This is a genomic window from Aliidongia dinghuensis (genome assembly GCF_014643535.1).
Taxonomy (GTDB): Bacteria; Pseudomonadota; Alphaproteobacteria; order ATCC43930; family CGMCC-115725; genus Aliidongia; species Aliidongia dinghuensis.
In genome coordinates this window covers 251,020-270,762 of record NZ_BMJQ01000007.1, presented here as the reverse complement: position 1 = coordinate 270,762, position 19,743 = coordinate 251,020, and the positions used below count along the sequence as shown (strand labels likewise).

At 66.9% G+C, this 19,743-nt stretch carries 18 protein-coding genes and 1 tRNA gene; 8 read left to right on the top strand and 11 right to left on the bottom strand.

The genetic code is table 11. From position 1 onward, the window contains the following. Positions 1 to 6: 6 nt before the first annotated feature. Positions 7 to 321: a DMT family transporter gene (locus tag IEY58_RS15300; RefSeq protein WP_189047234.1), complete on the bottom strand. Its 315-nt coding sequence runs from the start codon at positions 319 to 321 to the stop codon at positions 7 to 9. Positions 322 to 423: 102 nt separating this feature from the next. Between IEY58_RS15300 and IEY58_RS15295 the strand changes: the two genes are divergently transcribed. The 3 genes from IEY58_RS15295 to IEY58_RS15285 all read left to right on the top strand — a co-directional run bounded on the left by IEY58_RS15295 (position 424) and on the right by IEY58_RS15285 (position 4,084). After that, positions 424 to 1,200, top strand: coding sequence for a HugZ family pyridoxamine 5'-phosphate oxidase (locus IEY58_RS15295; protein ID WP_189047232.1), 777 nt, complete (start codon positions 424 to 426; stop codon positions 1,198 to 1,200). A 181-nt stretch (positions 1,201 to 1,381) separates the two neighbouring features. Beyond that, entirely contained in the window at positions 1,382 to 2,971 is a 1,590-nt protein-coding gene (locus IEY58_RS15290) for a phosphoenolpyruvate carboxykinase (protein ID WP_229743742.1), read from the top strand. Between the two features lie 183 nt (positions 2,972 to 3,154). Further along, on the top strand, positions 3,155 to 4,084 hold the full coding sequence (locus tag IEY58_RS15285; protein WP_189047230.1) for a hypothetical protein: 930 nt from the start codon (positions 3,155 to 3,157) through the stop codon (positions 4,082 to 4,084). 428 nt (positions 4,085 to 4,512) lie between these two features. Here the strand turns inward: IEY58_RS15285 and polA are convergent, their stop codons facing one another. Further along, positions 4,513 to 7,359, bottom strand: coding sequence for a DNA polymerase I (gene polA / locus IEY58_RS15280; RefSeq protein ID WP_189047228.1), 2,847 nt, complete (start codon positions 7,357 to 7,359; stop codon positions 4,513 to 4,515). A 92-nt stretch (positions 7,360 to 7,451) separates the two neighbouring features. Next, positions 7,452 to 7,643 (bottom strand): zinc-finger domain-containing protein, encoded by a 192-nt coding sequence (locus tag IEY58_RS15275; RefSeq protein WP_189047226.1) that lies wholly within the window; start codon positions 7,641 to 7,643, stop codon positions 7,452 to 7,454. A 107-nt stretch (positions 7,644 to 7,750) separates the two neighbouring features. On the opposite strand from IEY58_RS15275, the gene IEY58_RS15270 reads away from it, so the two are divergent. The 3 genes from IEY58_RS15270 to IEY58_RS15260 all read left to right on the top strand — a co-directional run bounded on the left by IEY58_RS15270 (position 7,751) and on the right by IEY58_RS15260 (position 10,107). Then, positions 7,751 to 8,812: an ABC transporter ATP-binding protein gene (locus IEY58_RS15270; RefSeq protein WP_189047224.1), complete on the top strand. Its 1,062-nt coding sequence runs from the start codon at positions 7,751 to 7,753 to the stop codon at positions 8,810 to 8,812. 7 nt (positions 8,813 to 8,819) lie between these two features. Next, entirely contained in the window at positions 8,820 to 9,887 is a 1,068-nt protein-coding gene (locus tag IEY58_RS15265; RefSeq protein ID WP_189047223.1) for an alpha/beta hydrolase, read from the top strand. A 143-nt stretch (positions 9,888 to 10,030) separates the two neighbouring features. Then, positions 10,031 to 10,107: transfer RNA gene (locus tag IEY58_RS15260), tRNA-Arg, on the top strand. A gap of 51 nt (positions 10,108 to 10,158) precedes the next feature. Here the strand turns inward: IEY58_RS15260 and IEY58_RS15255 are convergent. The 6 genes from IEY58_RS15255 to IEY58_RS15230 form a co-directional block, all read right to left on the bottom strand. Beyond that, positions 10,159 to 10,518 (bottom strand): cytochrome C oxidase subunit IV family protein, encoded by a 360-nt coding sequence (locus IEY58_RS15255; RefSeq protein WP_189047220.1) that lies wholly within the window; start codon positions 10,516 to 10,518, stop codon positions 10,159 to 10,161. A 9-nt stretch (positions 10,519 to 10,527) separates the two neighbouring features. Continuing rightward, the gene (locus IEY58_RS15250; protein ID WP_189047218.1) at positions 10,528 to 11,250 is read right to left on the bottom strand and encodes a heme-copper oxidase subunit III family protein; all 723 of its coding nucleotides are present in this window, start codon (positions 11,248 to 11,250) and stop codon (positions 10,528 to 10,530) included. A 28-nt stretch (positions 11,251 to 11,278) separates the two neighbouring features. Then, complete coding sequence (locus IEY58_RS15245) at positions 11,279 to 11,986, bottom strand: cytochrome c oxidase subunit 3 (protein WP_189047216.1); 708 nt, start codon at positions 11,984 to 11,986, stop codon at positions 11,279 to 11,281. A gap of 5 nt (positions 11,987 to 11,991) precedes the next feature. Then, entirely contained in the window at positions 11,992 to 13,767 is a 1,776-nt protein-coding gene (gene ctaD, locus IEY58_RS15240; RefSeq protein ID WP_189047214.1) for a cytochrome c oxidase subunit I, read from the bottom strand. 118 nt (positions 13,768 to 13,885) lie between these two features. After that, the gene (locus IEY58_RS15235) at positions 13,886 to 14,743 is read right to left on the bottom strand and encodes a cytochrome c oxidase subunit II (RefSeq protein ID WP_189047212.1); all 858 of its coding nucleotides are present in this window, start codon (positions 14,741 to 14,743) and stop codon (positions 13,886 to 13,888) included. 361 nt (positions 14,744 to 15,104) lie between these two features. After that, positions 15,105 to 16,082 carry a malate dehydrogenase gene (locus tag IEY58_RS15230; protein ID WP_189047210.1) on the bottom strand — a complete coding sequence of 326 codons (978 nt, stop codon included), beginning with the start codon at positions 16,080 to 16,082 and terminating at the stop codon, positions 15,105 to 15,107. Positions 16,083 to 16,306: 224 nt separating this feature from the next. Between IEY58_RS15230 and IEY58_RS15225 the strand changes: the two genes are divergently transcribed. Then, entirely contained in the window at positions 16,307 to 17,485 is a 1,179-nt protein-coding gene (locus IEY58_RS15225; RefSeq protein ID WP_189047208.1) for a TDT family transporter, read from the top strand. A 32-nt stretch (positions 17,486 to 17,517) separates the two neighbouring features. Then, entirely contained in the window at positions 17,518 to 18,399 is an 882-nt protein-coding gene (locus IEY58_RS15220) for a LysR family transcriptional regulator (RefSeq protein ID WP_189047206.1), read from the top strand. Here the strand turns inward: IEY58_RS15220 and IEY58_RS15215 are convergent. Next, on the bottom strand, positions 18,396 to 18,899 hold the full coding sequence (locus IEY58_RS15215; RefSeq protein ID WP_189047204.1) for a CYTH domain-containing protein: 504 nt from the start codon (positions 18,897 to 18,899) through the stop codon (positions 18,396 to 18,398). The two genes, IEY58_RS15220 and IEY58_RS15215, sit on opposite strands and share 4 nt — an antisense overlap. Positions 18,900 to 19,334: 435 nt before the next feature. Continuing rightward, the gene (locus IEY58_RS15210) at positions 19,335 to 19,565 is read right to left on the bottom strand and encodes a hypothetical protein (RefSeq protein WP_189047202.1); all 231 of its coding nucleotides are present in this window, start codon (positions 19,563 to 19,565) and stop codon (positions 19,335 to 19,337) included. Between the last annotated feature and the right edge of the window lie 178 nt (positions 19,566 to 19,743).

The following is a 19,743-nucleotide window of genomic DNA, read 5'->3' as shown; positions in this document are numbered from 1 at the left end:
CTTTCTCTAGGCCGCGAGCTTGAGGCCGGCGATGCCGATCAGCACCATCACAAGAAAGCCGATGCGCGCGAGGCTGATCGGCTCGCCGTAAAGCACCATGCCGAGGATCGCGATGCCGGCGGCGCCGATGCCGGTCCAGACGGCATAGGCCGTGCCCATCGGGATCTCCTTGAAGGCCAGGGACAGGAACCAGAAGCTCGCGAAAAGACCCGCGGCCATGACAACGTTCGGGACCCAGCGGGTGAATCCGTTACTCTGCTTGAGCGCCAACGCCCAGACCACCTCCAATACTCCCGCGACCAAGAGCCAGACCCAGGCCATCGCTACTCCTTTACCAAGTGGAATTTGGTTCCCGACTATTGCACGGCACTCATGGAATATCTCGCTTGACCATGAAGTGATGCCGACCACTCTATCGATACCATGACGAGTGCGACGCCCAAGCCGCCGCGTGCTGCAGGCCCTGCCCCCGGCACTCCGCCCCCGATCCCGCCGCACGCCGACGCGTCGGTCGAGATCGTCCGTCGGCTGCTGCGCCGCGCCGAGCGGGGCACGCTCGCGACGCGCCTCGCCGAAGCGGACGGCTGGCCATACAGCTCCCTCGTCATGATCGCCGTCAATCACGACCTGTCGCCGATCCTGCTGCTGTCGGACTTGGCCGAACATACCCGCAATCTCATAGCCGACCCGCGCGCCTCGCTGCTGATCGACGGCACGGCCGGCGCCGAGGATCCGCTGTCGGCCCCGCGCGTGACGCTGCTCGGCCGCATCGCCCGCATCGACGACCGGGCGGCAGCGGCCCGCTACGTCGCCCACCATCCGGCCTCAGCCCTCCACGCTGGCTTCGCCGACTTCCATTACTACCGGCTCGGCATCGAGCGCGCCCATCTGGTCGCGGGCTTCGGCCGCATCCGCTGGCTCGAGGCCGCAGCACTCCTGCCGCCGGTGCCGGAAGCGCTCGTGCGCGATGAACGCAAGCTGATCGATGCCCTGAATCAGGACGTCGACCTCGTCCGGCGCCTCGCCACCGCCGCAGGCGCCAAGGCAACCACCGGTTGGAAAGTTGCCGGAGTCGATCGGGACGGGCTCGACCTGCGCCGCAGCGACCGGTCCCTGCGCCTCGAGTTCGGAGGGCCGGTCGAGACGATCGACGACGCCGTGGCGGCGCTCGAGCCAATCCTCAGACCTGATGCCCGCTAAGCTAGGCGGCGCCTCGGCAAACCGCCGAGCGGATCGTCGCCCAGCACATTGCGTTCACCAATCGGCGATGTCAGTCTCGCCGGATCGATCGGCATGGTTCCAGCGATAATATAGGGACAGCGATCATCGACGCCGAGACCGGCCAACGGTCCGGCGATCGACCATAACGGGAGAAACCCTAGTGCAGAAGCAGAAGGCCCTCGGGCACGGGCTCGTCAATCTGGCGGCCATCCACCGCAATTTGTCCGTCGCGGAGCTCTATGAGCACGCCGTCCGCCAAGGGGAAGGCACTCTCGCCGATGGCGGCGCGTTCGTGGCGGTCACCGGCCAGCACACCGGCCGCTCGCCGAAGGACAAGTACATCGTCCGCGAGGCCTCGACCGAGTCGTCGGTCAATTGGGGCGACGTCAATATCCCGGTCAGCGAAGCTGTGTTCGACCTGGTCCACCAGCGCATGCTGGCCTATTTCCAGAACCGGCAGGCCTATGTCGTGGACGTGTTCGCCGGCGCCGATCCGGCCTATCGCCTGCCGGTCCGGGTCGTGACCGAGCAGGCTTGGCACAATCTCTTCGCCCGCAACATGTTCATTCGCCCGAAAGCCGAGGAACTCGTGGGCTTCGAGCCCGAGATGACGATCCTGCAGGCGCCGGGCCTCGCCGCCATGCCGGAATTCGACGGGCTGAGGTCCCAGACCTTCGTGCTGGTCAATTTCAAGAAGCGCCTCGTGCTGATCGGCGGCACCAGCTACGCCGGCGAGATCAAGAAGTCGGTGTTCGGCTACTTGAACTACATCCTGCCGGAGCGCGGCGTGCTGCCGATGCACTGCTCGGCCAACATCGGCCGGAACGGCAAGTCGGCGGTGTTCTTCGGCCTCAGCGGCACGGGCAAGACGACGCTGTCGGCCGACGCGAGCCGCACGCTCATCGGCGATGACGAGCATGGCTGGTCCGACCGCGGCATCTTCAATTTCGAAGGCGGCTGCTACGCCAAGGTCATCAAGCTGTCGAAGACGGCCGAGCCCGAGATCTGGGATACGACCCGGCGCTTCGGCACCGTGCTCGAAAACGTCATCCTTGATCCAAGGACGCGCGTGCCGGATCTGGACGACGGCCGGCTCACCGAGAATACCCGTGCCTGCTACCCGCTCGACTTCATCCCGAATGCGAGCGAGACCGGCATGGCCGGCCATCCGGACACGGTCATCATGCTGACGGCCGACGCGTTCGGCGTGCTGCCGCCGATCAGCCGCCTCACGCCCGAGCAGGCGATGTACCATTTCCTCTCGGGCTATACCGCCCGCGTCGCCGGCACGGAGAAGGGCCTCGGCAACGAGCCGCAGGCGACCTTCTCGACCTGCTTCGGCGCGCCCTTCATGCCGCGCCACCCGACGGTCTACGCCAAGATGCTGGGCGAGCGCATCGCCCAGCACAAGGTCAAGTGCTGGCTGGTCAACACCGGCTGGTCGGGCGGCGCCTACGGTGTCGGCGAGCGCATCCGCATCGCCCACACCCGCGCCATGGTGCGGGCGGCGCTCGACGGCAACCTGGCCGACGCGGCGATGCGGCAGGACGGGCATTTCGGCCTGCATATCCCCGAAGGCGTGCCGGACGTGCCGAGCGACGTGCTGCATGCCAAGAAGACCTGGCGCGACGACAAGGCCTATGACGAGGCGGCGCGCGAGGTGGCAAAGCGCTTCGAGGTAAACTTCAAGCAGTTCGAAAGCCACGTCGGCGCCGACATCAAGGCGGCCGGCATCTACACGGCAGCCTGAACTGAGGCTGACTGAACGAACATGAAACAAACGACGGCGTCGACCGGCGAAGGTCGACGCCGTTCTATTGCCGCCCGTGTCCGATTCTTCATACGGACTGGTTAATTCGCCGGGCGTCCTGTGGCATCATCCCGCGCGCCATCCTCCAGCGGGAGCGGTGGCCCGAGGATGGAGTCCCACTCATTGCTGAAGCGTCTTTCGAACCCGGTCCGCAGCCTCGTCGTCGTCCTGGGCCTCGCCGCCGCGGCCTTGGCGATGCCGGCCATGGCGCCCCCGGCCGGCGCGGCCACGGTCATTCAGGGCCAGAATGCGCTCGCCGGCGCCACGGCCAAGGTGGCCGGCACGCTCACCGCCATGCCCGCAGGGCAGCCGACCGACCTCAAGCTCGAGGTCGCGCTCACCCAGACCGGCCAGCCGAAGCCGATCACCAAGTATGATGCCGACCTGGGCAAGGCGATGCACATCATCGCCATCAGCGAGGATTTCTCGGTCTTCATCCACCGGCACGTCGAGCATGTGATCGACGGCAACGGCCAGGTCCGCATCCGCTTCCCGAAACCCGCGCTCTATCACATCTATGTCGACGCGATGCCCCACACACTGGGCCAGCAGGTCCTGCGCTTCGACCTGCCGGTGGGCGACGCGCCGGCCACCGGGGCGCCGAAGCTCAAGCCCGGGACGCTTACGGCCGAATCAGGGCCTTATCAGGTGACGTTCGACTCGCTTGATCTTTCCGCGGGCGAACCTTCGATGCTGACGTTGCATATCCTGGAGAATGGCAAGCCCGCCAAGGATTTGAAGCCGTTTCTTGGCGTGGGCGCCCATGTCGTGCTGATCGCCGCCGACGGGCTCGACTATGTCCATGTCCACCCGATGTCGATCGCGGCGATGACTGGTGGCGTGATGAGCGAGGGCGCGATGAGCAGCCGCCACGACATGCCGGGCATGGCCCCATCTCATGATGCCGCACCCCACGAGGCCGGATCGGCCGAGATTTCGCCGGACATGATGCTGCACGTCGCCGTGCCGAAGCCAGGCCTCTACAAGCTGTGGGTCCAGTTCGACGGCGGCCGGACGCTCTACACGCTGCCGTTCGTCGCCACGGCGCACTGACCCAGATCAACCGGCCCCAGATCAACCGGCCCCAGATCAACCGGCCCACAACAACCGGGCCTAGAACAGCACGACCCCCGCAGGGGAACCCGCGGGGGTCGCTTCGCTTGGGACAGCCGCCGGCCGGAACCTCACGGTCGCGGGATCGGCGCGTCTCCCCTACTGGAACTGCGGGCGCTTATGCCCGCGAAACTCAGAAACTTTCGACGTCAGACGAGGTGACCCTCGCTTACGTCGGCGATCCCGAGCGCGGCCACCGCCGCCAGCAGTTCTTTCGACGTTGACACGAGATCACCTCCTTTCGGTTGTTGACAACACCTGCAGCCTAGGCCCGCATGGCGGATCTGCGCAAGAGTTGTAACAAATCTCCCGAGGGTCAATTGATCGCGGGACGGCCGATCGCGGCCGCCCTGACGCCCGCCAAACCCTTAGTGCGCCTCGTCCCAGCTGTGTGCCTGACCGACCTCGACGACGAGCGGCACGGAGAGCTCGATGACCGGCGCGCACGCGCCCTCCATCACTTCCTTCAGCACGGGGATGGTGCGTTCCGTCTCCGACTCGGGCACCTCGAACACCAGTTCGTCGTGCACCTGCAGCAGCATGCGCGCCTTGAGCCCTTCGGCGGCGAGCCGTGCCGGCAACCGGATCATCGCCCGCTTGATGATGTCGGCCGCCGCCCCCTGCAGCGGCGCGTTGATCGCTGCCCGCTCCGAGAAGGCACGCCGCGCCGGATTCGAGTCCTTGATGCCCGGCAGATGGCACTTCCGGCCGAAGATCGTCTTCACATAGCCGTGCTCGCGGCAGAACGCCTTGGTCTCGTCCATGTAGTTGCGGATCTCGGGGAAGCGCTGGAAATAGGCCTTGATGAATTCCGACGCCTCGGCCGGCGTGATCGACAGCTGCTGGGCGAGCCCGAAGCCGGAAATGCCGTAGATGATGCCGAAATTGATCGCCTTGGCGCGCCGGCGCACCATCGGATCCATGCCCTCGACCGGCACGCCGAACACCTGGCTCGCCGTCATGGCATGAATGTCGTCGCCGTTGCGGAACGCCTGCTTCAAGGCCTCGATGCCGGCGACATGCGCGGCGAGACGAAGCTCGATCTGCGAATAGTCGGCCGACATCAGCACATGGCCGGGCTCCGACACGAAGGCGCGGCGGATCTTGCGGCCCTCCTCCGTCCTGACCGGGATGTTCTGCAGGTTGGGATCGGTCGAGGCCAAGCGCCCGGTCGCAGCCCCTGCGAGCGAGTAGCTGGTGTGGACCCGGCCGGTCTTGGGGTTGATCTGCTCGACGAGCGCGTCGGCATAGGTCGATTTCAGCTTGGCGAGCTGGCGCCAGTCGAGCACGCGGCGCGGCAGGTCGTGAGTCTGGGCCAGATCCTCGAGGATGCCGGCGTCCGTGCCATAGGCGCCGTTCTTGCCCTTCTTGCCGCCGGGCAGGCCCAGCTTCTCGAACAGCACCTCGCCCAGCTGCTTCGGCGAGCCGATGTTGAACGGCCCGCCCGCCAGCACATGGATCTCCTTCTCATAGTCGACCATGCGCTCGCCGAAGTCGGCCGAGAGGCGCAGGAGCTCCGCCCGGTCGACCTTGATGCCGGCCCGCTCCATAGCGGCCACGACCGGCATCAGCGGCCGCTCGATCGTCTCGTAGACCGTCGCCATGCGCTCGCGGCCGACGCGCGGCTTCAAGAGGCGATGGAGCCGGAGCGTGATGTCCGCATCCTCAGCGGCATAGTCGCGCGCCGCCTCGAGCGGCACAGCCGCGAAGCCCTTATGGCTCTTGCCGCTGCCGGCCACATCCTTGTACTTGATCGTTTCGTAATCGAAATAGATTAGCGCCAGCTCGTCCATGCCCATGCCATGCGCGCCCGCCTCGAGCGTGTTGGCGAGCAGCATGGTGCAGTCGACCGGCGCCACCTCGATCCCGTAGCTGCGGAAGATCTGGATGTCGTATTTCGCGTTGTGGCCGACCTTGAGCACCGCCGGGGCTTCCAGGAGCGGCTTCAGCCTTGCCAGCACGGTGTCGAGCGGGATCTGCGGCGGCCGTTCGGCGCCGCTGAGATTAAGCTCGCCGGCCGCCGCCTCGCCGACATGGCCGACCGGGATGTAGCACGCCTCGCCCGGCGCCACCGCGAGCGAGATGCCGACCAGCTCGGCCAGCACCGCGTCGAGCGAATTGGTCTCGGTATCGAACGCGACCACGCCCTCGGCCTCGGCCCGCGCGATCCACCGGTCGAGGTCGGCCTCGGTCTGCACCAGCTCGTAGCGTTTCTCGACCTGGGCCGGCGGCTGCGGCGTGTCGGATGCGATCGCGACCGGCGCCACCGAACTGGAAGCCGCCGAGGGCGCCGCCTCGGATGGAGCGGCCATCGGCGCAGCCGCCGTCGGCACCGCCCCGGGATGGCGCGTCTGGACCCGGCTCGCCAGCTGCCGGAAGCCCTGGGCCTGCAGGAAGCCCAGGAGCTTGCCCGGGTCGCTCGGCCTGAGGCCGAGGTCGGCGAGCGGCACCGGCACCTCGACGTCGGACTTGAGCTCGACCAGCGCCCTGGAAATGCGCGCCTGCTCGGCGAAATCGATCAGCGACTGGCGCCGCTTCGGCTGCTTGATCTCGGGGGCGCGAGAGAGCAGCGTCTCGAGATCGCCGTAGGTGTTGATGAGCTCGGCCGCAGTTTTGACGCCGATGCCCGGCACGCCCGGCACATTGTCGACCGAATCGCCGCACAGCGCCTGCACGTCGACCACCTGCTCCGGCCCGACGCCGAACTTCTCGCGCACCTCGTCCGGGCCGATTGCCCGCTGCTTCAGCGGGTCGTACATCGCAACACCGTCGCCGACCAGCTGCATCAGGTCCTTGTCGGACGAGACGATCGTGACGATGGCGCCGGCCGCGCGCGCGAGGCGCGCGTAAGTCGCGATCAGGTCGTCAGCCTCGTAATCGACCATCTCGACCTGGGCGATGTTGAACGCCTCGGTCGCCTCGCGCACAATCCGGAACTGCGGGATGAGCTCCGGCGGCGCCTCGGGCCGTTGCGCCTTGTACTGGTCGTAGAGCCGGTTGCGGAAGGTAATGCGCGAGGCGTCGAAGATGACGGCGATATGATCGGCATCGGTCTCGCCAACCAGCTTGTACAGCATGTTGGAGAAGCCGAGCACCGCGTTGACGGGGGTGCCGTCGGCCCGGTTCAGCGGCGGCAGGGCGTGGAAGGCGCGGAAGATGAAGCCCGACCCGTCGACCAGGTAGACATGACGCGGTGCGACAGGGCTCTCGGACAAGATCGGCTTCCTTCTCTGTTGTTGATCGTCATTCCCCAAATGGCGGAAACGATGGGGGCGGAGACGACAGGCGGCGCAATGCGCGTGGCCCGTTAGTGCGCGTGGCTGGCGCTGCCATCCTTCGGCGCCTCGTAGACGAACAGGCGCGAGCAATAGGGGCACTCGACCTTGCCGGCCGGCAGCAGGTTCAGATAGACGAGCGGATGGCCACCGTCGGCACCGCCGCTGCCGCTGCAGCCGACGGTCTTGGTCTCGACGGTGATGGTTTCGAAAGGCGTGGTCATCGCGTGGGGTATCCCAAGGCATTGGCGGAATAGGGAGCGGGCGGCGCGACCGTGCGCGCATTGACCCTTGTCGGCGCGGGATGATACCCATTGCCCGGACACATGCAATGACTGCCTCTCCCGCCCCCCTTGCCCTTATCGCCGCCGATGCCGTCACAACGGCCCCGGGCCTGCCCGAATTTGCGCTGCAGCTCGACGGTTTGAGCAAGACCTACGCGCCGCGCGGCCGGTTCGGCGCCGTGACGGCGCTCGACCATGTCGACCTCAAGGTCCCGCGCGGCGCCATGTTCGGCCTGCTCGGCCCGAACGGCGCCGGCAAGTCGACCATGATCAACATCCTGGCCGGCCTCGTGGTGAAGACCGGCGGCCGGGCGCGCATCTGGACCCACGACATCGACGAGGAGCCGCGCCAGTCGCGCGCCGCCATCGGCATCGTGCCGCAGGAACTGAACATCGACCCGTTCTTCACGCCGTTCGAGCTGCTCGACCTGCAGGCCGGGCTCTATGGCGTGCCGAAGCGCCAGCGCCGCACCATGGAGATCCTGGAGGCGGTGGGCTTGGCCGACAAGGCCAGGGCCTACGCGCGCACGCTGTCGGGCGGCATGCGCCGGCGCCTCATGGTCGCGAAGGCCATGGTGCACAGCCCGCCGATCCTGGTGCTGGACGAGCCGACTGCCGGCGTCGACGTCGAGCTCAGGCAGAATCTCTGGGCCTATATCCGCGAGCTGAACCGCGACGGCACGACGATCCTGCTCACGACCCATTATCTCGAAGAGGCGCAGGAGCTGTGCGACCGGATCGCCATCATCGATCACGGCCGCCTTGTCGCCCACGACACGACCGAGGCGCTCCTCCGCCGGCTCGACGCCAAGGAGATCATCCTGACGCTCGGCACCGATCCCGAGCCGCTGCCGCAGCCGCTGGCGTCGCTGGGCTTCGAGCGCGTGGCGCCGGCCAAGCTCCGCCTGCGCTACCAGCCGAGCAGCACCGAGCTCGGCCCGCTGCTGGCGGCGGTTGGTGCCGCCGGTTACGGCATTCTCGACGTCTCGACCGAAGAGACCAACCTCCAGGACATCTTCCTGCAATTGACCGGCAGCGGAGCCGACGCGGGCGGCCCGAACGGCGGCGGCCCGAACAGCAACGGCCCGAACAGCAACGGCGGGCGCTGAGAGGCGGATGCGGCGGGCGTCGGTGCGGCACAGTTGGCGCAGCAGCGTCAGGCTTGCGGCCTGCATGCTGCCGGCCCTGCTGCTCGGTGCCTGCGCGCCGCCCGATTTCCAGACTTCGCTGACGGCGGCCCGGCCGCTTGGCCCCGGCCAGATCCCCTACGCCGGGCTGGTCCAGGACTGGCTGGTGACCGACGATGGCGAGGCCCTGGCGCTGCAGACCTGGCTGCCGACCGACGCCCAGGGCAGGCCCGTGCTGCCCCGCGCCGCAATCGTGGCGCTGCACGGCTTCGACGATTATGCCGAGGAATTCGCCGATCCCGGCACCTATCTGGCGGGGCACGGCATCGCCACCTTCGCCTATGACCAGCGCGGCTTCGGCCATTCGGCCCATCCGGGCCTCTGGCCGGGTGTCGAGACGCTGAAGCAGGACCTGCGCACGGCGATCCGCCTCGTGCGCTCGCGTCTGCCGGGCATCCCGGTCTATGCGCTCGGCTGCAGCATGGGGGGTGCTGTCGTGCTGGCGACCCTCGCCGACGGCGGGCCGGACCTGCCGGACGGTGCGATCCTGGCACCGCCCGCGGTCTGGGCGCGCGATACCCAGCCGCTCATCAATCGGGCGGCGCTCTGGGCCGGCGTGCGCGTCATCCCGGACATGCGCTTCACCGGGCGCGGCCTCGGCATACAGGCGTCGGACAATATCCCGATGCTGCGCGCGCTCGGTCGCGACCCGCTCTATATCCATGCGACCCGGACGGACGCGATCTACGGCCTGGTCAACCTCATGGACGAAGCGCTGGCCGGAGCCTCCAAGGTGACGGAGCCGCTCCTGGTGCTCTACGGCGCCAAAGACCATGTGATCCCGAAGGCGCCGATCGCCGACCTGATGGCGCGCCTGCCGCGGACTGAGGACGGCACCCAGCGGCTCGCCTATTACGCCAACGGCTGGCACCTGATCCTGCGCGATCTCGACCGGCGCAAGGTCGACGACGACCTGGTCGCCTGGATCAACGACCATCGGGCACCCTTGCCGAGCGGCGCCGACCAGGCCGCCGCGCATTTCCCACCGGCCTCATAAGAGAGCCGCGATCGCATAGGGACGACGGAAAGGCCGCCGTCTCACCCGCCATGCGATTTAGGGGGTTGAGCCCGACCGCCCGTTCAGGCTAGCTTCGCGCCACTATCCGCGGACCGCCCGCCTTTAGGGCCCCGCTTGGCGCTGCACCCGTAGCTCAGCTGGATAGAGCGCTGCCCTCCGAAGGCAGAGGCCACACGTTCGAATCGTGTCGGGTGCGCCAAATTTCCCTTCACTTCAGTCGTTTCGTGACCTGGGCCGCCAGCCCCCCGCGCTACGGTCCTTTCCCGAAGAAGAGTATGCGGACGAAGAGCGTATAGTCCGACTCGAACATCATGATCCCGACGAACACCAGCACCGCGACCGGCGGTACTAGGATCGCGTAGATGAGCGCCAGGCGCTCCCAGGCCATGTGCATGAACACGCCGACGATCAGGCCGGCCTTCACGACCATGAACAGCAGGATCAGGAACCAGCGGAGCTGCCCCTGGATGTCGAAATAATCGACCAGGTACGAGCAGGTGCTGAGCACGAACAGCCAGGCCCAGACCAAGAGATAGACCTTGATCGAGTGCTCGTGGCTGCTGGCCTGCGCGGTCGCGTGGCCGGGTGCCTCTATGGTTACGTGTGCCATGATGCGCCCCTACCAGAGATAGAACAGTGCGAAGATGAAGACCCACACCAGGTCGACGAAGTGCCAATAGAGGCCCATGATCTCGACGATCTCGTACCGGCCCTTGCGGCTTGTGAAAAAGCCTCGCCGCTCGGTATCGAAATCGCCGCGTAATACTTTGCGCGACATGAGGATGAGGAAGATCACGCCGATCGTCACGTGCGTGCCGTGGAAGCCCGTGATCATGAAGAAGCACGAGCCGAACTGGTGGGCGCCCCAGGGATTGACCCACGGCCGGACGCCCTCGAGGATGAGCTTCGTCCACTCGAGCCCCTGCATGCCGACGAAGGTCGCGCCGAACGCCGCGGTCGCCAGCATCAGCCCGGCGGATTTCACCCGGTCGCGGCGATAGCCGAAATTGACGGCCATCGCCATGGTGCCGCTGCTGCTGATCAGGATGAAGGTCATGATGGCGATGAGGAGCAGCGGGGTCGAGTGGCCGCCGACCGTGAGCGCGAAGACCTCGCCAGTGTTCGGCCAGCCCTCCGTCGTCGACATGCGCACCGTCATGTACGAGATGAGGAAGCAGCTGAAGATGAAGGTGTCGCTGAGGAGGAAGATCCACATCATGGCCTTGCCCCAGGACACGTTCTTGAACACCCGCTGATCGGACGCCCAGTCGGCGGCGACGCCGCGCAGGCCTTGCGCTCGGGCGAGCGGGTGTCCCGTGTCGGTCAGCGCAGGATCGGTCATCTATCCGGCTCCCTTTGCGATTCAAGCGTTACTCGGCCAGCGATCGGCAGATCGCGAGAAAATCGTCCCCGCCGCTCGTGAGCACGGCGAAGAGCACCAGCCAGAGCGCCAGCAGGAAATGCCAATAGGCGGCGCAGAGCCCGAGGCCGAGCCTGAGCTCGCCCCCTTGGATGCGATCACTCCAGACCCGCGCAGCGCTTCGGCCGAGCGCCGCGATGCCGCCGGCCAGATGCAGCCCGTGCACGCCGGTGATGAGATAGAAGAAGGCGCTTGCGGGATTGCCCGTGAGGAAATAGCCGGCCGCCGCCAGCCGGCGCCAGGCGAGGAACTGGCCGGCGAGGAATGCGAGCGCCAGGAGTGCCCCGAGAAAAAGCCCGATCCGCACGCGGTCGAGCTCGCCCTGCTTGGCCGAGATCGCCGCCCATTGCAGCGCCGCACTGCTCAAGACCAGCACGCCCGTGTTCAGCCAGAGCAGCCGGGGCGCCGGCAGCGGCGGCACATCGGAGAACGACATGCGCGTCGAATAGGCGCTGATCAGCAGCGCGAAGAGCGAGCCCACGACCGCCAGGAACACGCCGAGACCGATCGCCGCCGCCGGTACCGACGGGGCGCCGGACCCGGGGAATTCGCCGAGCGCCCCCTCCTCGAGCCAGGGCTTGGCCATGAGCCGCTGCTGCGCCAGCCACCAGCCGGCGATCACCGCGACAACCGCGAGGAACAGGAAGATGGCGCTCATGGGACTTAGCCGGCGCGCGGGGTGGCAGTTTCGGCGAGCGGGGGCTGGTTCTGCGGGATGAAGTCCTCCTCCGCCCCCGGCACGCTGTAATCATAGGCCCAGCGATAGACGACCGGCAGCTCGCGGCCCCAGTTGCCGTGCGGCGGCGGCGTCGAGGGCGTCTGCCATTCGAGCGTCGTCGCCCGCCACGGATTGCCGCCGGCCTCGCGGCCATGGCGCAGGCTCCAGGCCAGGTTGAACAGGAAAGCGAGCTGGGCGGCGCCGACGATGAGCGCCGCGATCGTGATGTAGACGTTGAGTGTCGCGGCCGACGGCGGCACGAAGGCGGTCGGGCCGAGCTCGTAGTAGCGCCGCGGCACGCCCAGGAGCCCCAGGTAGTGCATCGGGAAGAAGATCGCGTAGGCGCCGACGAACGTGACCCAGAAATGCAGCTTGCCGAGCGCGTCGTCCAACATCCGCCCGGTCACCTTCGGGTACCATTGATAGATGCCGCCGAACACGACGAGGATCGGGGCGACGCCCATCACCATGTGGAAGTGGGCGACCACGAACATGGTGCCCGAGAGCGGCACGTCGACTACCACGTTGCCGAGGAACAGGCCGGTAAGGCCGCCGTTCACGAAGGTCACGATGAAAGCAATCGCGAACAGCATCGGCACCGTCAGGTGGATGTCGCCGCGCCAGAGCGTCAGCACCCAGTTGTAGACCTTGATCGCCGTCGGCACCGCGATGATGAGCGTCGTCGTCGCGAAGAAGAACCCGAAATAGGGGTTCATGCCGCTCACGTACATGTGGTGCGCCCAGACGATGAAGCTGAGCGCACCGATGCCGACGATCGCCCAGACCATCATGCGATAGCCGAAGATGTTCTTGCGCGCGTGGGTGCTGATCAGGTCGGACACGATGCCGAATGCGGGCAGCGCCACGATATAGACTTCCGGATGGCCGAAGAACCAGAACAGGTGCTGCCACAGGATCGGGCTGCCACCGTTGGTCTTGAGCATCTCGCCGGCGGTGATCAGGGTCGGCATGAAGAAGCTGGTGCCGAGCAGCCGGTCGAACAGCATCATCACGCAGCCGACGAACAGCGCCGGGAACGCAAGCAGCGCCATGACCGTCGCGGTGAAGATGCCCCAGACCGTGAGCGGCAGCCGCATCAGCGTCATGCCCCGCGTGCGGCCCTGCAGCACCGTCACCACGTAGTTGAGCCCACCCATCGTGAAGCCGATGATGAACAGGATGAGCGAGACCAGCATCACGATGATGCCCCACTCGGCCCCCGGCGTGCCTTGCAGGATCGCTTGCGGCGGATAGAGCGTCCAGCCGGCGCCGGTCGGCCCGCCCGGCACGAAGAAGCTCGCCACCAGCACGAGCACGGCCAAGAGATAGACCCAGTAGCTCAGCATGTTGACATAGGGGAACACCATGTCCCGCGCGCCGACCATGAGCGGGATGAGGTAATTGCCGAAGCCGCCCAGGAACAGGGCCGTCAGCAGATAGATCACCATGATCATGCCGTGCATGGTGATGAACTGATAATAATTGTCGGCCTGGATGAAGTCGAAATAGCCGGGGAATGCCAGTTGGAGCCGCATCAGCCATGACAGCACCAGCGCCACCAGGCCGATCGACGTCGCGGTCAGCGAGTATTGGATGGCGATGACCTTGGCGTCTTGGCAAAAGACGTATTTGGTCAGCCAGCTCTTCGGATGATAGAGCTCGACATCCTCGACTTCTGCCGGCGGAAGCAATCCGGCTCCGCCGCGTACGACATCGACCATCGCAACGCCTCTTCTTTCCGGCGGCGATGCGGCCCGATCCGTTTCAGCCCGACCTGACTAAGCCGACCTGACTAAGCCGACCTGACTAAGCCGACCTGGCTAAGCCCGAACGGGGCCGTCACCGTGCGCCTTCCTCCCCGCTGGCGACGACGGCGGTGCCGTTCGCGGCCAGCTCCTTCTGTTTCCGTTCGCGCAATTGCGCGAAGGTCTGCTGCTTCTGCAGCCATTTCTGGTAATCGCTCTCGCTGTCGATCACGACATTGCCGCGCATCTGCGGGTGACCGACGCCGCAGAAGCCCGCGCACAAGATCTCGTAAGTGCCGGTCTGGGTCGGCGTGAACCAGAAGCGGGTGACGAGCCCCGGCATCAGGTCCATCTTCGCCCGGAATTCCGGCACGTAGAAATCGTGCACCACGTCGATCGAGCGCAGCAGCACCCGCACCGGCTTGCCGACCGGCAGGTGCAGGTCGTCGCCTTGGACCACGACGTTGCCCTGCGCATCCGGGTCCTTGGGATTGAGGCCCAGCGGGTTATCGGCGCTGATGTAGCGGACGTCAGACGTTCCCAGCCGGCCGGACTTGCCGGGCAGCCGGAAGCTCCATTGCCATTGCTGGCCCACGACCTCGACCACGGTCGCATCCGGCGGCACCGTCACGAACTTGGCCCACACGAACAGGCCCGGCGTCAGGAGTGCCGCGACGCCAATCGCCGTGCCGATGGCAAGCTGCCATTCCAGCCGCTTGTTCTCGGGCTCGTAATGCGCGCGCCGGCCCGGCTGATGGCGGAACCGGAACACGCAATAGGCGGTGAACAGCACGACCGCGGTGAACACCGTTCCGGTGATCCAGAACGTGATGTCGATCGTGTCGTCGATATAGGCCCAGTTCGACGCGATCGGCGTGGCACGCCACGGGCTCAGGAGGTGGAACAGCACCGAGCCGATCGCCACCAGGACAAGTATGCGCGCGATAGCCATCCCCGTCTTATCCTCATGGTTGAAGGATAGGGAAATGAACCACAGCCGGCCGCCTCAGGTCGGCCCGACAAATCGCTTCACGCCTCTGTCAATACTCAGTATGCCACAAGGACTTCCGGCGGCACCTCCCGGCGACATGGCCGGGCGCCCGAACGCGTGTCCTACCCTACTCTCGCGCTGATCGTCGAGACAGTCGGCACCGTAACCATACATTGCCGATACACGGCTTCACCGAAGCCCTAAATCATTCATTTTATTAGAATGCAACGCTTGGCGATTGTCAATGCGACGGGCCTCGTCCTTTGGCGAGGCCCGTCTTCGTCATAATATTGGCCCGGTGCGGCCGCTTGTCCCGCCCGGCTCAGAGGGCGGCGACCGCCGCCATTTCCTCGGCGAGCTCGCCCACTGTCCGGTCGAACATGGACTGCGCGAAGCCGTCGAACGTGAGGCCGGCAATTCGCTCGTAGCGGCCGCCGGCGCAGGTGACCGGTACGCCGCACACGAGCCCCTTCGGGATGCCGTAGCTGCCGTCGGACGGCACACCCATGGAGACCCAGCGGCCATCCGTGCCGTGGATCCAATCGTGGAGATGGTCGATCGCGGCGTTGGCCGCCGAGGCGGCGGACGAGGCGCCGCGCGCCTCCAGCACCGCCGTGCCGCGCTTCGCGACCGTCGGGATCAGCGTCTCGCGGTACCAGGTCTCGTCACCGATCAGTTCGGGCAGGCTCCGGCCGCCGGCGGTCGCGAAGCGCCAGTCGGCGAACATGGTCGGGGAATGGTTGCCCCAGACCGCCAGCCGCTCGATCGCCTCCACGCCGACGCCGGCCTTGGCGGCGAGTTGCGAGGCAGCGCGGTTGTGATCGAGGCGGATCATCGAGGTGATGTTCTCCGCCGGGAAGTCGGGTGCGTGCTGCGCCAGGATGGCTGCATTGGTGTTGGCCGGGTTGCCCACTACCACCACGCGCGCATCGCGCCGGGCCGCGGCATTGAGCGCCCGCCCCTGCACCTTGAAGATCTCGGCGTTGGCGGCGAGCAGGTCGCGCCGCTCCATGCCCTTCGAGCGTGCGCGGGAGCCGACCAGCATCGCCGCATCGGCATCGCGGAACGCGGTCTCCGGATCGTCGGTGATCATGACGCCAGCGAGCAGCGGGAAGGCGCAGTCATCGAGCTCCATCACCACGCCGCGCACGGCAGCCTGGGCCTGCGGCAGGTCGAGCAGCTGCAGGATGACAGGCTGGTCCGGGCCGTAGACATCGCCGCGCGCCACGCGGAACAGCAGCGAGTAGCAGATCTGGCCGGCGGCCCCGGTGATGGTGATGCGCTTTGCGGGACGGGACATGAACACTCTCCTTCGCGGAATCGGTCGACGGCATTGATGTAAGACACGAAATGCCGCGCCACCATTCGTCTTTCGCGATTGAAACGATCTGGGTGCCAAGGCGCTTTTTAATCTATTTTTAAGAACAAAATAATCCATCAAATCTATTTTATAGAACGATCTGCTGCCTCCACCTTTCCTCCAGCGCCGGCGGGACCCCGCGGGCCAAGCGAGGAGAATTCATCATGAGCGTGATCGCGGCATTGCCGGCACCGGCCTTGAGCCCGACCAGGAGCGCGCCGCTCGGCGAGATCGTCCGCCGGTTCACCCCGAACTGGTTCACCGTCACCATGGGCACGGGCATCCTGGCGCTCGCCCTCAAGCAGGCGCCGTTCGCCACCCCGGCGCTCGACCGGGTCGCCGAGGCGCTCTGGATCGGCAATACCGGGCTGTTCGGGCTGTTCAGCCTGTTCTACGCCGCGCGCTGGCTGATGTTTCCGCGCGAGGCGCAGCGCATTTTCGGCCATTCCGTCATGTCGATGTTCTTCGGCGCCATCCCCATGGGCCTCGCCACGATCGTGAACGGCCTCGTCGCTTTCGGTATCCCGCACTGGGGCGATCGGGCCGCGGCCCTGGCCACGGCGCTGTGGTGGGTCGATGCGGCGATGGCCGTCGTCTGCGGCGTCGCCGTCCCGTTCCTGATGTTCACGCGCCAGGATCACAGCATGGAGAAGATGACGGCGGTCTGGCTGCTGCCGATCGTCGCGGCCGAAGTCGCCGCCGCGAGCGCCGGCACCTTGATCCCGCACGTCGCCGATCCCGAGGCCGCCCTGCGGTTCTTGGTGCTGGGCTACGCGCTCTGGGCCTTTTCCGTGCCGCTCGCGCTCAGCATCCTCGTCATCCTCGTGCTGCGCCTGGTGCTGCACAAGCTGCCGCACAAGGACATGGCCGCGTCCGGCTGGCTCGCCCTCGGGCCGATCGGCACTGGCGCGCTTGGCCTGCTGCTGCTCGGCGCCGACGCGCCCCGGGTCTGCGACGCCGCCGGCCTCCCTGGCATCGGCGCGGTTGCGGCCGGCATCGGCCTCGTCGGCGGCACGATCCTGTGGGGCTACGGCGCCTGGTGGCTGGCGCTCGCCGTGGCGACGACGATCCGCTACCTGCGTGACGGCATGCCGTTCAATCTCGGCTGGTGGGGCTTCACCTTCCCGATCGGCGTCTATGCGGTAGCGACGCTGGCGCTGGCACGCGGAACCCATGTCGCGTTTCTCGGCACCGTCGGCGCCGGTCTCGTCGTCTGCCTGGCCCTGCTCTGGGTCACGATCGCCGCCCGCACGCTCCATGGCGCCTGGAACCACGCGCTGTTCGTCTCGCCCTGCCTCGCCAAAGGGGCGATCCCCAAGGACCTCGAGGCGGACTTCGGCTAGCGGCGTGCGCGGAGGCTGATATGGTGCCGTCCATGACCCTCGACCAACTCCGCGTGTTCGTCGCCGTCGCCGAGCGCCAGCACGTCACCCGCGCCGCCGAGGCGCTCAATCTCGCGCAGTCGGCGGTCAGCACCGCCATCGCCGCGCTCGAGGGCCGGCACGGCGCCAAGCTGTTCCACCGCGTCGGCCGCGGCATTGAGCTCACCGAAGCCGGCAGCCTGTTCCTGGCTGAGGCACGCGCCGTCCTCGCCCGCGCCGAAGCGGCCGAGCTGGTGCTGGCCGAGCTGGGCGGCCTCAAGCGCGGCACGCTCGTGGTCGAGGCGAGCCAGACGATCGCGAGCTTCTGGCTGCCCCGGCATCTGGTTGCTTTCCGCCGCGCCCATCCGGGCATCGACATCCGGCTCACCATCGGCAACACGGCGCAAGTCGCGACGGCGGTGCGATCGGGCGCCGCCGAGCTGGGCTTCGTCGAAGGATCCGTCGACGATCCGGCGCTCTTGAGCCGGCCGGTCGCGCGCGATCAGCTGATCATCGTTGTCGGGCCCGAGCATCCCTGGGCCGGCCGCGCCGACGTCACACCCGAACAACTGTTCGAGAGCGATTGGGTGCTGCGCGAAGCGGGCTCCGGCACCCGGGCGGTGTTTGAGCAGGCGCTCGCGGCCTTCGGCCTGGCGTCAGGCAGTCTGCGCGTCGCCCTCGAGCTGCCGTCGAACGAGGCCGTGCGTGCGGCGGTCGAGGCGGGCCTCGGCGCCACAGCGCTCTCGGCGTCGGTCGCAGCCTCCAGCATCGAGGCGGGCCTGCTCTGCCCCGTGCCGATTCCGCTGCCGGAGCGCGCATTCCATGTGCTGCATCACGCCGAGCGCTATCGCAGCCATGCGGCCGAGCGGCTGTTGGCGCTGATCGCCGGCGGCTAGTCGGCCCATTCCCGTGGCGGCCCGTCCGCCCGCGCGAGTGCGCTGTTGAAGTAGCGCGGATCATCCGTGACCTCGCGACCGAGCCATGGCGGCAGGGCGACCCGCTGGTCCGGGTGATCGAGCTCGACCTCGGCGAGGAGCAGCCCGGCGAGCGGGCCCTCGAACGCGTCGACGGTCCAGGTTCGGCCGGCGTGGGCGAGGCTGTAGCGCCGCTTCGCGATCATCCGGCCGCCGCAGAACTGCCGCAGCATCGCGCGGGCATGGTCGAGCGGGATCGGATATTCGAACTCGGCGCGCACCCCGCTGCGGGACGGCCCCTTGATGGTGAGGAACGCGCACTCGCCGCGGACGCGGACGCGCACGGAGGAATCGTCGCTGGTCGCAAAATAGCCCTGGGCGATCGCCTCGCTCCGCGCATTATCCCGCCAGCCCTCGCCGGTCACGAGGAACTTCCGCTCGATTTCGACGGGCGCCGAAACGGTGGAGTCGGAGGATGGCATGGCGATTTCCCGGCGCGGATTTTCGATGGAAGATCCCGACAGTGCCGCCATTCGCCGATATGCGCAACGGCCGAAGATGGATCGGGATGCCCCTCTCGTCTGTCGAGATCGATCACCTGCAGAGGACAACGACTGCGGATCGTTGCTGCAGGACGTCGAGGCCGGTGCCGAAGCGCCGCTCAAACCGGCTATCCGAAAGACGCCCCTGACGCATCATAACGTGACGCATCATAAATCGCCGACGCCGGAGCGACGGCCAACCTTGATCAGCGACGGCCCTCAGTCACGGCGACGGGGACGCCGTTCGCGTACCCGAACCGGGATCGGCTGCAGGGAACCCGCGGGCTCGGGCCTGAGCCAAGCGGCTGCCCGTCCGAGCGTCCCGATCAAGATCGCCACCAAGCCCATGATCGCCACTCCTCGACAATGAACAGCCTATAGATAGGAAGCATGAACAGAGATTGCTTGCCCGATTCTTAAACTTAGAACGTTTCGCGCGCCTGCCATGTTCCAAAGATGTGTCAGCGGCCGACGCGGCGTCTGCGGATCGATCCCGTCCGGCTTGTAAAGTGCTATGTCGAGTCCCGGCCGCGCCAGCAGTTTCCGGTAGATCTCGCCTGAGCCGGCGAGGGCCGCCAGCGCTTCGCCGACCGTCAGATGCGCCATGATCCTCCGCCCTGTCTTTTCGCCCCAACGACTTACGCCGACTGCCGTCCGATAGATGCGCCCCGGCAAGCTTAAGGATGAGCTTAGCGGAAATGTCACATTGCTTCCGCTCTTCCGCTCCGAGGCGCGACAAGACGCGACAGGCCGCCGGCGCCCCGCTATCATCGGCGGCAACCAA

What these genes read in the sequence shown, in the direction of transcription:
- IEY58_RS15215 (WP_189047204.1), bottom strand. Translation starts at nt 18,899, where the DNA reads ATGCCATCCTCCGACTCCACCGTTTCGGCGCCCGTCGAAATCGAGCGG.
- IEY58_RS15225 (WP_189047208.1), top strand. Translation starts at nt 16,307, where the DNA reads ATGAGCGTGATCGCGGCATTGCCGGCACCGGCCTTGAGCCCGACCAGG.
- IEY58_RS15265 (WP_189047223.1), top strand. Translation starts at nt 8,820, where the DNA reads ATGCGGCGGGCGTCGGTGCGGCACAGTTGGCGCAGCAGCGTCAGGCTT.
- IEY58_RS15245 (WP_189047216.1), bottom strand. Translation starts at nt 11,986, where the DNA reads ATGAGCGCCATCTTCCTGTTCCTCGCGGTTGTCGCGGTGATCGCCGGC.
- ctaD (WP_189047214.1), bottom strand. Translation starts at nt 13,767, where the DNA reads ATGGTCGATGTCGTACGCGGCGGAGCCGGATTGCTTCCGCCGGCAGAA.
- IEY58_RS15295 (WP_189047232.1), top strand. Translation starts at nt 424, where the DNA reads ATGACGAGTGCGACGCCCAAGCCGCCGCGTGCTGCAGGCCCTGCCCCC.
- IEY58_RS15270 (WP_189047224.1), top strand. Translation starts at nt 7,751, where the DNA reads ATGACTGCCTCTCCCGCCCCCCTTGCCCTTATCGCCGCCGATGCCGTC.
- IEY58_RS15250 (WP_189047218.1), bottom strand. Translation starts at nt 11,250, where the DNA reads ATGACCGATCCTGCGCTGACCGACACGGGACACCCGCTCGCCCGAGCG.
- IEY58_RS15255 (WP_189047220.1), bottom strand. Translation starts at nt 10,518, where the DNA reads ATGGCACACGTAACCATAGAGGCACCCGGCCACGCGACCGCGCAGGCC.
- IEY58_RS15220 (WP_189047206.1), top strand. Translation starts at nt 17,518, where the DNA reads ATGACCCTCGACCAACTCCGCGTGTTCGTCGCCGTCGCCGAGCGCCAG.
- IEY58_RS15235 (WP_189047212.1), bottom strand. Translation starts at nt 14,743, where the DNA reads ATGGCTATCGCGCGCATACTTGTCCTGGTGGCGATCGGCTCGGTGCTG.
- IEY58_RS15275 (WP_189047226.1), bottom strand. Translation starts at nt 7,643, where the DNA reads ATGACCACGCCTTTCGAAACCATCACCGTCGAGACCAAGACCGTCGGC.
- IEY58_RS15300 (WP_189047234.1), bottom strand. Translation starts at nt 321, where the DNA reads ATGGCCTGGGTCTGGCTCTTGGTCGCGGGAGTATTGGAGGTGGTCTGG.
- IEY58_RS15210 (WP_189047202.1), bottom strand. Translation starts at nt 19,565, where the DNA reads ATGGCGCATCTGACGGTCGGCGAAGCGCTGGCGGCCCTCGCCGGCTCA.
- IEY58_RS15230 (WP_189047210.1), bottom strand. Translation starts at nt 16,082, where the DNA reads ATGTCCCGTCCCGCAAAGCGCATCACCATCACCGGGGCCGCCGGCCAG.